This window comes from Marinobacter sp., assembly GCF_046484525.1.
GTDB lineage: Bacteria > Pseudomonadota > Gammaproteobacteria > Pseudomonadales > Oleiphilaceae > Marinobacter.
In genome coordinates this window covers 24,442-35,374 of record NZ_JAWOIS010000008.1, presented here as the reverse complement: position 1 = coordinate 35,374, position 10,933 = coordinate 24,442, and the positions used below count along the sequence as shown (strand labels likewise).

11 protein-coding genes are annotated in these 10,933 nt (G+C 59.7%); 5 read left to right on the top strand and 6 right to left on the bottom strand.

Annotated elements, in window-relative coordinates; genetic code table 11:
• Nucleotides 1-194: 194 nt before the first annotated feature.
• The gene (locus R6W86_RS01555; RefSeq protein WP_410327641.1) at nt 195-440 is read right to left on the bottom strand and encodes a GGDEF domain-containing protein; all 246 of its coding nucleotides are present in this window, start codon (nt 438-440) and stop codon (nt 195-197) included.
• Nucleotides 441-725: 285 nt separating this feature from the next.
• Between R6W86_RS01555 and R6W86_RS01550 the strand changes: the two genes are divergently transcribed.
• Nucleotides 726-2,171, top strand: coding sequence for an ABC1 kinase family protein (locus tag R6W86_RS01550; RefSeq protein WP_410327640.1), 1,446 nt, complete (start codon nt 726-728; stop codon nt 2,169-2,171).
• Here R6W86_RS01550 and R6W86_RS01545 read toward each other — a convergent pair.
• The gene (locus R6W86_RS01545) at nt 2,111-2,554 is read right to left on the bottom strand and encodes a YqaA family protein (RefSeq protein ID WP_410327639.1); all 444 of its coding nucleotides are present in this window, start codon (nt 2,552-2,554) and stop codon (nt 2,111-2,113) included. The two genes, R6W86_RS01550 and R6W86_RS01545, sit on opposite strands and share 61 nt — an antisense overlap.
• Nucleotides 2,555-2,721: 167 nt before the next feature.
• Here R6W86_RS01545 and R6W86_RS01540 point away from each other — a divergent pair, with 167 nt between their 5' ends.
• Nucleotides 2,722-2,976, top strand: coding sequence for a GrxA family glutaredoxin (locus tag R6W86_RS01540; RefSeq protein ID WP_410327638.1), 255 nt, complete (start codon nt 2,722-2,724; stop codon nt 2,974-2,976).
• Nucleotides 2,977-3,045: 69 nt separating this feature from the next.
• On the opposite strand, the gene R6W86_RS01535 is transcribed toward R6W86_RS01540, so the two are convergent.
• Nucleotides 3,046-4,308 (bottom strand): 6-phosphofructokinase, encoded by a 1,263-nt coding sequence (locus R6W86_RS01535; RefSeq protein ID WP_372987853.1) that lies wholly within the window; start codon nt 4,306-4,308, stop codon nt 3,046-3,048.
• Between the two features lie 155 nt (nt 4,309-4,463).
• Here R6W86_RS01535 and mpl point away from each other — a divergent pair, with 155 nt between their 5' ends.
• From mpl to R6W86_RS01520, 3 genes are all read left to right on the top strand, one after another.
• Nucleotides 4,464-5,858: a UDP-N-acetylmuramate:L-alanyl-gamma-D-glutamyl-meso-diaminopimelate ligase gene (gene mpl / locus R6W86_RS01530; RefSeq protein ID WP_410327637.1), complete on the top strand. Its 1,395-nt coding sequence runs from the start codon at nt 4,464-4,466 to the stop codon at nt 5,856-5,858.
• Between the two features lie 36 nt (nt 5,859-5,894).
• A complete protein-coding gene (locus R6W86_RS01525) occupies nt 5,895-6,542 on the top strand; it encodes a flavin prenyltransferase UbiX (protein ID WP_410327636.1) in 648 nt (215 codons plus the stop codon).
• A 123-nt stretch (nt 6,543-6,665) separates the two neighbouring features.
• Entirely contained in the window at nt 6,666-7,805 is a 1,140-nt protein-coding gene (locus tag R6W86_RS01520) for an acyl-CoA dehydrogenase family protein (protein ID WP_410327635.1), read from the top strand.
• A gap of 22 nt (nt 7,806-7,827) precedes the next feature.
• On the opposite strand, the gene R6W86_RS01515 is transcribed toward R6W86_RS01520, so the two are convergent.
• Genes R6W86_RS01515 through R6W86_RS01505 form a run of 3 tightly spaced genes read right to left on the bottom strand, consistent with a single transcriptional unit; the run spans nt 7,828 to nt 10,931 of the window.
• Nucleotides 7,828-8,700 (bottom strand): F0F1 ATP synthase subunit gamma, encoded by an 873-nt coding sequence (locus tag R6W86_RS01515; RefSeq protein ID WP_410327634.1) that lies wholly within the window; start codon nt 8,698-8,700, stop codon nt 7,828-7,830.
• A complete protein-coding gene (locus tag R6W86_RS01510; RefSeq protein ID WP_410327633.1) occupies nt 8,684-10,192 on the bottom strand; it encodes a F0F1 ATP synthase subunit alpha in 1,509 nt (502 codons plus the stop codon). Before R6W86_RS01510 ends, R6W86_RS01515 begins: the two co-directional genes overlap by 17 nt.
• Nucleotides 10,185-10,931, bottom strand: a complete 747-nt coding sequence (locus R6W86_RS01505; protein ID WP_410327632.1) for a F0F1 ATP synthase subunit delta — start codon at nt 10,929-10,931, stop codon at nt 10,185-10,187. Before R6W86_RS01505 ends, R6W86_RS01510 begins: the two co-directional genes overlap by 8 nt.
• Nucleotides 10,932-10,933: the final 2 nt, after the last annotated feature.

Here is a 10,933-nt window from a genome sequence, read left to right as displayed (position 1 = left end):
AAGGTTTGGTGGTTCCAAATCGAGTCAGAGCAACGCAGCTATCAAGGCTCTCAGTGGCTCCCGAAGGGCGCGGCGCTGGGGCCCCTGACCGGTGTTGCCAGCACTTGATGTGGAACCACCACACCTGCGCACTGGCGCCTTGGCCAGGGTCCCCAGCGCCACGCAGTAGGTCAGCGAATTAACCAGACGGGACACTAGCGCGTAAGGGCTGGTGACCGCCGTCGGTTGACGGTGGCATGGATACATCGGGCGGCCTCCAGGGCTTCGTCTGGCCCGGTCTCTGGCAACGGGGCCAGGCATTCCTCGCCACCCCAGCGGGCTACGGTATCGACTTTCCTGCATTGCTCCCGCAGGATTCGAGCGACCATTCTGATCAACTCGTCTCCGGTATGGTGACCGTACTGGTCGTTGATGCCCTTGAACAGATCGATATCCATCAGTGTGACCGATAACGGCTGCTGGCTTTGCAGGTAACTCTGGTACTCGGTATCCGCTTGCTCAAGAGGGCCTCCCGCCGGTTCGCCAGGCCGGTCAGGGCATCATGCTTGGCGGCGAATTCACACTCCGAGGCCAGTCTGAACAGGCGCAGCTTGCTGCGTCGCCGGCATTGGCCGGCAGGCCGAAAAAACGGAGTCGAATCGGTGAGGATAGGTTTTCACTGTATCCGTATAATGGAATGAACAGCTGGCAGACGGCTCAAATTTCCCGACACCCACAGGTTGTCCATGTCATCCAAGCGTCCAGGAGCAAAAGTTTCCCGCATCAAGACCGGCAGCTTTGAGCGCAGGCTGAGCCTGACCCGGGCCGGACTCACGGCTGGTACCCGTATGGCCTCCCATATGGCAACCAACTGGTTCAGCAGCAAGGATAAGCGGAAGGAGCGGCACCGGGCCATGCTGTCCAATCAGGCCCGGTTCCTGGTGGACGAGCTCGGGCGTCTGAAAGGCAGTGTGGTGAAAATCGGGCAGGTGATGGCGCTGTATGGCGAACATTTCCTGCCGGAAGAGGTCACCGAGGCCCTGCACACTCTTGAAGACCAGACCACCTCCCTGGAGTGGCCGGCGATCGAGCGAGTGCTCAAAGAGGAGCTGGGCAGCAACCGGCTGGCGGAACTGGAAGTGGATCCCGAGCCTATCGGCGCCGCCTCGCTGGGTCAGGTACACCGCGCTGTCCGGCGCAGTGACGGTCTGGAGCTGGTGCTGAAAGTCCAGTACCCGGGCGTTGCGGATGCTGTCGACAGCGATCTGAATGCGGTGGCGCAGCTGCTGAAAGTGGCGCGCCTGGTCAGCTTCGGGCCGGAATTCAATGACTGGCTCGAGGAAGTTAGGGAGATGATGCACCGGGAGGTGGATTATCGTCTGGAAGCCCGCACCACGGAGAAGTTCCGGACCATGCTGGTGTCCGACCCCCGTTTCATTGTGCCCAGGGTGTTGCAGGAATACTCTACGGCCCATGTGATCGCCTCGACCTATGAGCATGGCCACTCGGTGGGTTCCCGGGCGGTTCGCGAGCTGTCGCTCGAGCGGCGTAGTGTCCTTGGCGAGGCAGCCCTGGAGCTGTTTTTTCGCGAGCTGTTCGTCTGGGGCGAGATCCAGACGGATCCCAACTTCGGCAACTATCGTATCCGCATTGCCGGCGAAGAAGGTGAGGATCCGGGCTATGACCGGATTGTCCTGCTGGACTTTGGCGCGGTGCAATCCTACTCCGACGAGTTTCTCGCCCCGGTCATCCAGATGATCCGGGCTTCCTACGAGCAGGACCTCGAAGCGGTGATCGATGGTGGAATAAAGCTTCGTTTCATGAGTCTGGACTGGCCGCGGGAAGTGCTGGAGAAATTCGGTAAGGTCTGTATGTCGGTACTCGAGCCCTTGGCGAAAGACCAGTTCGAATGGCCGGAGTACGCCGTCAACAGTCAAGGCCAGTATCGGTGGAAACAGAGTGACCTGCCGTCCCGGGTGGCCCGGCAGGCGGCGCGTTCTGCCATCAGCCGGTACTTCCGGGTGCCCCCCAAGGAGTTTGTGTTCCTGAACCGGAAACTGATTGGTGTCTACACATTCATTGCCGTGCTGCACTCGGAATTCAATGGCGAACTCCTGTTACGCAAGTACCTTTACGGTGAAGGTGAAGATACGCCGGATGCCTCTGCCACCAGCCAGAGCACAAAGGCGTAGCGTGCGCCCTTGCCTATGGCCACAAGTATCACGAAGTTCAGCCAGGGTACCCGCATGATGCCGCCCACCAGAGTGAGCGCGTCGCCTCCCAGTGGCAGCCATCCCAGCAACAGGGACCACTGGCCATAACGGTTGAACCGGTTCCGGGCCTTGTGCAGCTGCAGTTCACTCACAGGAAACCAGCGTTTGTGTTTGAAACGGTCCACCTGGCGCCCGATGATGCCGTTCACCACAGAACCCAGGGTGTTGCCCACGGTGGCCCAGAACCACAGCCACCACCAGGAATACCCCTGGGTCACCAGGGTGCCCAGCAGCACCTCGGAGTACGCCGGTAGCAGTGTCGCTGCGGCGAAGGCAGTCAGAAAAAGCGTCAGATAGACCAAATCATTTCCCCGTCTTGACCGAATTCAATGCCGGATGCCGGTCCTGTCGGTATGGTTACGTACTGTGGTTGCCATGCAAACCATCAATTTTTATTCTCTCTTGCCTTTCCAGTAATCTTTCGGCAGGTTTGTTCTCATCCCGGTTTTATACCGTTGCAGGAGGTTTTATGGAGCAGGTCACGATTTATGGCCGTTCGGGTTGTGGTTTTTGTGTTCGGGCAAAAGGCCTGTGTGAATCCATGCAGTTGCCGTATACCTGGATCGACATGATCGAAAAGGGTATCTCCAAGGCTGACATCGCGGACAAGATTGGCAAGCCGGTACACACTGTGCCACAGATTTTTGTCGGCCAGCAGCATATCGGTGGTTTCGACGAGTTTTACGCCTATGTGCGTGAACACGAGGCGGCGTCAACCCGCTAGGGCTGAGTTCCAGGCATAAAAAAACCGCCCGGCTTCAACCCCGGGCGGTTTTTTGTTGTTGGCTGATGGTCAGATCTTGAACTCGGTCTTGAGTTTCTTCTCTACCAGCTGGTTCTTCAGCTTCGCCACTTTCGGCAGGCCATTTTCAAACGGAGGGAAGCTCTCACCGTAGATCAGTGGTTCCAGGTAGTCACGACAATCCTGAGTAATGCCGAATCCGTCATCGGTGATGTAGTGGATCGGCATTTTCTTCTCCTGATTCGCCACCTCGCTGAGGTTGGCTTCCCCGATCTTCCACCGATAGGGTTTGGCCTGCTCGCGGACAATGGTCGGCATCAGCGCCTGCTTGCCGGCAATCGCCATTTCCACCGCGGCCTTGCCAACCGCATAGGCCTGTTCCACGTCGGTGGCAGAAGCGATGTGGCGGGCGCTGCGCTGGAGATAGTCGGCAACGGCCCAGTGATATTTGTGGCCCAGGGCCTGCTTGACCATGTTGGCGAGAGCCGGGGCCACTCCGCCGAGCTGGGTGTGGCCGAAGGCATCCTTGGCACCGGCGTCGGCCAGGAAGCGGCCGTCCTCGTACTGGGCTCCCTCGGAGGCAACAACTACGCAATAGCCATAATCCTTCACGCACTGATCGACACGGGCCAGGAAGGCTTCCCGATCGAACGGGATTTCCGGGAACAGGATGATGTGGGGCGGCTCACCCTCGCCCTGGCCAGCCAGGCCGCCGGAAGCGGCAATCCAGCCCGCATGGCGCCCCATCACTTCCAGGATGAACACCTTGGTGGAGCTTTCGCACATGGACTTGATGTCCAGGCTGGCTTCCAGGGTGGAGGTGGCAATGTACTTGGCGACCGAGCCAAAGCCGGGGCAGCAGTCGGTGAAGGGCAGGTCGTTATCCACGGTCTTGGGCACACCGATGCAGGTGATGGGGTAGCCCATCTTGTCGGCGATCTGGGAGACCTTGTAGGCGGTATCCTGGGAATCACCGCCACCGTTGTAGAAGAAGTAGCCTATGTCGTGGGCGCGGAACACTTCAATCAGGCGTTCGTACTCGGCCCGGTTTTCGGAGATGTTCTTGAGCTTGTGGCGGCAGGAGCCGAACGCCCCGCCCGGGGTATGGATCAACGCCTGGATTGCCTCGTCGCTCTCGAGGCTGGTATCAATCAGTTCTTCCCTGAGCGCCCCGATAATGCCATTGCGGCCGGCAAACACCTTGCCGATCTTGTCCGGATGCTTGCGGGCGGTCTGGATGACGCCACAGGCGCTGGCATTAATGACGGCGGTGACACCGCCGGATTGGGCGTAAAAAGCGTTCTTGATAGCCATCTCGGGCTGAAGCCTCCTGCTGGTTCGACAATGGCGCAGATGATACGCCAAACGCCCGGGATTTTCATGAGCAGGATTGCGGATAGCGCGGGCCTTGACGCCTTGCGGCGTATAAGGGAGGCTTTGCAGGTTTCAACGGAGAGGTCGAACGCCGAATGCATATTCACATTCTCGGAATCTGTGGCACCTTTATGGGCAGCCTGGCTGTGCTGGCGCGTGAGCTCGGCCACACGGTCACCGGCTCGGACCAGGGCGTCTACCCGCCCATGAGCACCCAGCTGGAAAGCCAGGGAATCAGCCTGATGGAGGGGTACAGTGCCGAGCATCTGAATCCGAAGCCTGACCTGGTGCTCATCGGCAATGCCATGTCCCGGGGCAACGCCGAGGTGGAGGAGGTGCTCAACCTTAACATCGACTACATGTCCGGCCCCGAGTGGCTGGCCCGGGAAGTGCTGCGTCACCGCTGGGTCATGGCGGTGGCCGGTACCCACGGCAAGACCACCACCACGTCGATGCTGCTGTGGATCCTTGAGCAGGCCGGTTTCGAACCCGGTTACCTGGTGGGCGGTGTGCCCCTGGATTTTCCGGTCTCTGCCCGGCTGGGAAACAGTGATTTCTTCGTGATCGAGGCTGACGAATACGACAGCGCCTTCTTCGACAAGCGTTCGAAGTTTATCCATTACCGGCCACACACACTGATCCTGAACAACCTGGAATTCGACCACGCCGATATCTTCGACAACGTCGAAGCAATCGAGCGCCAGTTCCATCACCTGGTGCGCACTGTGCCCTCCCGCGGCCTGATCGTTCGCCCGGCGGTGGATCCACATCTGGACAACGCTTTGGCGATGGGCTGCTGGAGCCCGGTGCAGGACACGGCCATCGGCAGCGAGGTTACCCGCACGGCGGACTGGCGTGCCGAGCTGTTGTCAGAAGACGGCAGCCGGTTCATGGTGATTCACCACGAGCAGCCGGTGGCTACCCTGAAATGGGACCAGACCGGCATGCACAATGTCCGTAATGCCCTGGCGGCTATAGCCGCCGCCCGGCATGTTGGCGTCACCCCGGATCATGCCGTTGCCGCATTGTGCCGGTTCTCGGGGGTCAAGCGCCGGATGGAACTGCTGGCGGATGTCGGTGGCGTGAGGGTCTACGATGATTTTGCCCATCACCCCACCGCCATTGCCACCACCCTGGAGGGGCTGCGCAACCGGGTAGGGGAGGAGCCGATCCTGGCGTTGATCGAGCCCCGTTCCAACACCATGAAACAGGGTGTGCACCGGGACAACCTGCTGGCCAGTGCGGAGCTGGCGGACCGGGTCCTTTGGGCCAACCTGAATGACATGGACTGGCTGCAGGAGCTGGTCGGCGCCTGGCAGGCCGATAACGAGGATAATGACCTGCATCGGGTTGAGTCCTCGGTCGAAGACCTCATCGGGCGAGTACTGGACGGCCTGCCGAGCCCCTGCCACATTGTTATCATGAGCAATGGCGGTTTTGGCGGGATTCACGGCAAACTGGTGGCGGAACTCGAACGTATTCGTGGCTGACCTTCCTGCCCTTACAACCCTTGGGGAAAAGCAAGAATGACCACGCCCGCTCCGGCACCGCGAACCGTAAACCTGGCGATTACCGGCGCTTCCGGCGCCCAGTACGCGTTGCGTCTGCTGCAATGCCTGGTGGCGGCCGGAACCCGTGTGCATGTCATGGTAAGCCGGGCCGCCCAGGTGGTTATTGCCACCGAGACGGACCTGAAACTGCCGGGGTCGCCACGGGCCATGCAGGAATGCCTGACAGAATTTTCCAGTGCTGAGCCGGGTCAGGTCCTGGTCTTTGGTCGGGAGGACTGGTTTGCGCCGCCGGCCTCCGGTTCCGGCGAAAAGGCCCCCCTGGTGATCTGCCCCTGCAGTACCGGAACCCTGTCGGCCCTGGCCACGGGTGCGAGCAATAATCTGATCGAGCGGGCAGGGGATGTCGCCCTGAAGGAACGGCGGCAGCTGATTCTGGTGCCCCGGGAGGCGCCCTACTCGGAAGTGCACCTGGAGAACATGTTGCGCCTTACCCGTATGGGGGCGGTGGTCATGCCGGCGAGCCCCGGTTTCTATCACAAGCCGCAATCCGTGGAAGACCTGGTGGATTTTGTTGTCGCCCGCCTGTTGGACCACCTGAATCTGCCTCAGGACCTGATGCCCCGCTGGGGTGAGGCCCGGGTTGAGGCGAAACAGCCCCGCTGAAGCGACTTCCGGCCGATGGTTTTGGCCAGCGCGATTGATGGTTTTCATCATTGAGCGAAACGGGCCACCGACCGAGACTTGGTGAACGACTATCACAATACACGTCATTCACCGAGGTTCACCATGATTCCACGTACCATTTTCGACGCCGACCTGGAAGGCTTCCGCGATTCCGTTCGCAAGTTCCTGGAACAGGAAGCTGCGCCCTACCATGATCAGTGGGAGAAAGATGGCCAGGTCAGCCGTGAACTTTGGCAGAAGGCCGGTGAGCTGGGTTTCCTGTGCCCGACCATGCCGGAAGAGTATGGCGGCGTGGGGGCGGATTTCCGCTATAGCGCCGTTGTCATCGAGGAAATCTCCCGTGCCGGCCTGTCCGGTATCGGATGGGGTCTGCATTCGGACATTGTGGCTCCCTACATCCTGAATTACGGCTCGGAGGAGCAGAAGCAGAAATATCTACCCAAACTGGTCTCCGGTGAGATGATCGGTGCCATTGCCATGACTGAGCCTGGCGCCGGTTCCGACCTGCAGGGCGTCAAAACCACCGCCATCAAAAACGGGGATCACTATACTCTGAACGGCTCCAAGACCTTCATCACCAACGGCCAGCTGGCGGACCTGGTGATTGTTGTGGCCAAGACCGATCCGAAGGAGGGGGCCAAGGGCACAAGCCTGCTATTGGTGGAAGCCGCGTGGGAAGGTTTCGAGAAGGGGCAAAACCTGAACAAGGTGGGGATGAAGGCCCAGGATACCTCGGAGCTGTTCTTCCAGGACGTGAAAGTGCCCGCTGAAAACCTGCTCGGTTCCATGGAAGGGCAGGGCTTCTTCCAGCTGATGCAGGAGCTGCCCGCGGAGCGCCTGCAGGTGGCGCTGGCTGCGGTGGCGGCAGCCGAAGCTGCCTGGCAGTGGACCCTGGATTACGTCAAGGAGCGTAAGGCCTTCGGCAAGCCGGTGATTGCTTTCCAGAACACCCGTTTCAAGTTGGCGGAACTGAAAGCCGAAATCACCGCCGCGCGGGTTTTTTGCGACCGCTGTCTCGAACTGCACCTGGAGAAGAAGCTGGATATCCCAACGGCGGCAATGCTCAAGCAGCACACCACGGATCTCCAGTGCAAGGTCATGGATGAGTGTGTCCAGCTCCACGGTGGCTATGGCTACATGTGGGAATACCCCATTGCCCGTGCCTGGGCCGATTCCCGCGTGCAGCGGATCTACGCGGGAACCAACGAGATCATGAAAGAGATCGTGGCTCGTTCCTTCTAAACCTCTTTCGCCCGGGACGGGTTCATGGCCTGTCCCAGGGTTTCCGGCTGGTGCCTGCGTCGTTAGGGAGGGAGCTGGCATTCAGCAGGATCACTTCAATTTCCTCAATAATCTCTTCCTGGCGAAGGGCGTTGGACTTTCGTGCCAGCTCCTCGGCTTTCTCATCGAGCTTCTTGACGGCCGCATCGAGGTGAGTGACGCGGTTCAGGTTCTCGGCGCCCAGGGAGGTATAGAAAATCTCGTGCAGTTCGGCCAGAAGGTAGTTTTCCGATAGTTCTCCCAGCAGCAAGTCTGGCGCTTGGTGAATCAGGGGTGGCCCGGTGTTATCGGGTTTGCGGGGCTGAATGTCCCTGAAGGGGGGGATGAGCGTGCGTAGCACAATCGTGTCCGGATCGGTGTGGTAGAGACAGGACAGGCTGATTGCACCATCGCCAACCTGCAGTTGCGTTAATCGATCAACAAGCTGGGTAAGCAACGACGGAATCTCCTCGCTCACCGCTGCGCCGGCCAGGGTTGCTATGACTCGGGGGTGATCCGTCAACGCAGTTTGTAGCTTGTGGCCAACGGCCACGACAGAAGGGCGGTATTGGCCGTTCGCCTCCAGGTCCTCGATTTTCCTTGTGAGCTTCTGGTTGAAGCTGCCACAGAACCCCCTTTCAGTGCCGACGACGACGAGAACATCCTGTTCGCTGCGCTGCTGCGGGAGCAAATCCGGAAAGTGTGCCAGCAGGTCTGATGCAGCCGCTTCCATGCTTTCCGTGACGGCCTTCTGTGAGGCCAGGAACCGGGCGAGCTTGCGATTCTCCATGTAGGCCAGAGTTTTCATGGAGTTCATGATGTTCCGAATGTCAGCCAGGCTCTCCCGGTGGAGGTTCAGCTCATGTCGGTTCGTCATGTTCCTTTTCTCCGCTGCTGACTGACAACCAGGCGGCTATTGCCGAGCTCCACGACTCCCGGGGGCTCTTAAGGTCGAGTGTGGTTTCCGACGAAGCCCGTGCCAGGGTATCCAGAGTTGCCGTGACCTGCGTTGCCTCCATGCCCTCGAATCGCCGGTCATTGAAGGCAATCAGCCAGGCCAGCTGGGCTTTCTCCTCCATGGGGCTCAGGCGGTCCTGCTTGAGGATCTCCCGCAGTACCTGCCCGCGATGTATGGCGGCTTCCATAGTAGCCTCCAGGCGAGCGCCAAAGCGGGTGAAGACTTCCAGCTCCAGAAACTGGAGATAATCGAGTTTCATGCGTTTTGCTTCATCCTTGATGCAGCTGTGTTGAGCCTGGCCACCGATTCGTGACACTGAACGGCCAATATCGATTGCGGGTCGAAAGCCGCTGGAGAACAGATCACGGTCAAGATAGATCTGACCATCGGTAATGGAAATGAGGTTGGTAGGGATGTAGGCGGCAATTTCTCCCTGCTGGGTCTCCACGATGGGCAGGGCCGTCATACTCCCCCCGCCGAGGGCAGCCTGCAGGCAGGTAGCTCGTTCAAGCAGGCGTGCATGCATCGAGAAAATATCACCGGGATAGGCCTCCCGCCCAGGAGGACGGCGTAGCAGGAGAGAGAGTTCCCGATAGGTTTTTGCATGCGTGGACAGGTCATCGTAAACCACCAGCACATCGTGCCCCTGGCGCATCCAGAACTCGGCGACTGCACAGCCGGCGAAAGGCGCAAGATGCTGTAATCCCGGCAATGCGGTCGCCTCGGCCACCACGGCGGTGGTGTAATCCATGGCACCGTAGCGTTTGAGGGTGGCCAGCGTGTTGACGACTGTCGACCGTTTCTGCCCGATGAGCACATAAACGCAAAGGACATTCCGCCCCCGCTGGCTGATCACAGTATCGATGGCAATGGAGCTGCGCCCCAGACCTTCATCGCCGATCAGGAGCTGGCGCTGCCCCTTGCCGATAGGGATCATCGTATCGATGGTTCTTATGCCGGTATAGAGGGGCTGGTGGACAAAGTCCCGGGCGGTCATGGGCGGAGAAGTGGCTTCGATGGGCTGATAAGCGGCCGGAATGGCGGCCGGTGCGTCGTCCAGCGGAGTTCCAAGGGGGTCGATGACCCGGCCCAACAGGTTGTCCCCCACCGGAACCGACAGGCCGTGACCTGCACGGTATACCGAAGTGCCGGCGGTCAGGCGATCTGTGTCATGCAGTAATATGGCGCCCAGCAGGTCCTCGTTGATGTCGAAGACCATGGCGCGAGTGCCATCCTCAAATTCAAGTACATCGTCCATGGCCGCTGATGGCAGGCCGGCAATCCAGGCAATCCCATCTCCGACCGAGACAACGGTCCCTGACTCCCGGATGCGAAGATCCGGATGATAGCGGTCCAGCCATCGGGACTGGGCCTCCAGGATGCTGTCGCTGCTGACCTTGGAATCATCCATCGTGTTCAAATTCCCTGAAACCTTTTAGCTCATCCCGCACGTTGGCGGCCAATATCCAGGCGCCCAGGAGAACCTGAATGCCTGCAATCAGTTCGCGGTCGGTCCTGAACTGGGGTGACTGATTTGAGCCTGACACCGCTTTGATAGCCTCCAACAGGCGCGCGCGTTTTTGCTCTGGTATCGGGTAGGCTGTGGTGACTGAAATCGTAGCGGGGGCGTTGACCTGCTGTCGGTGCATGCTCTGAAGCTTCTCTTCCGGCAGTTGCGACAGTTCATCCAGGAACAGCTCAATCAGACGGGCCTCCAGTTCCGGCCCTGCGGCCTGCTCCAGGATCCGTGTCGCGAAGCGCGCTCCATGTTCGAGGGCGGATGCTTCCGCGGCACGGTTGGCCACCGCCCGACGGTTCTCTTCCGCCGCCCGAACCTTGTCGCGGGCTTGTTCCAGTTCGCCTTTAAGCGTCGCCATCCGGCGATCGCGTTCTTTCTCGAGGTCCCTTGATAAGGCGTCTCGTGCCTGTTGCCGCTCCGCATTCCATTCTTGGACTCGGCCCTCGTATTGCTGGCGCAACTGCTCAGCCTTTGCTTCAAGGGCTTTGGCGTCGGCCATGGTTTTCTCGACGCTGGCACGGCGCCGGGCAATTACGTCCAGCACTGGTTGGTAGAAAAAGTGCTTCAGGACCCAGACCAGAACCAGAAAATTAATGATCTCGAGAATGAATGTGCTCCAGCTCAGTTCCACTA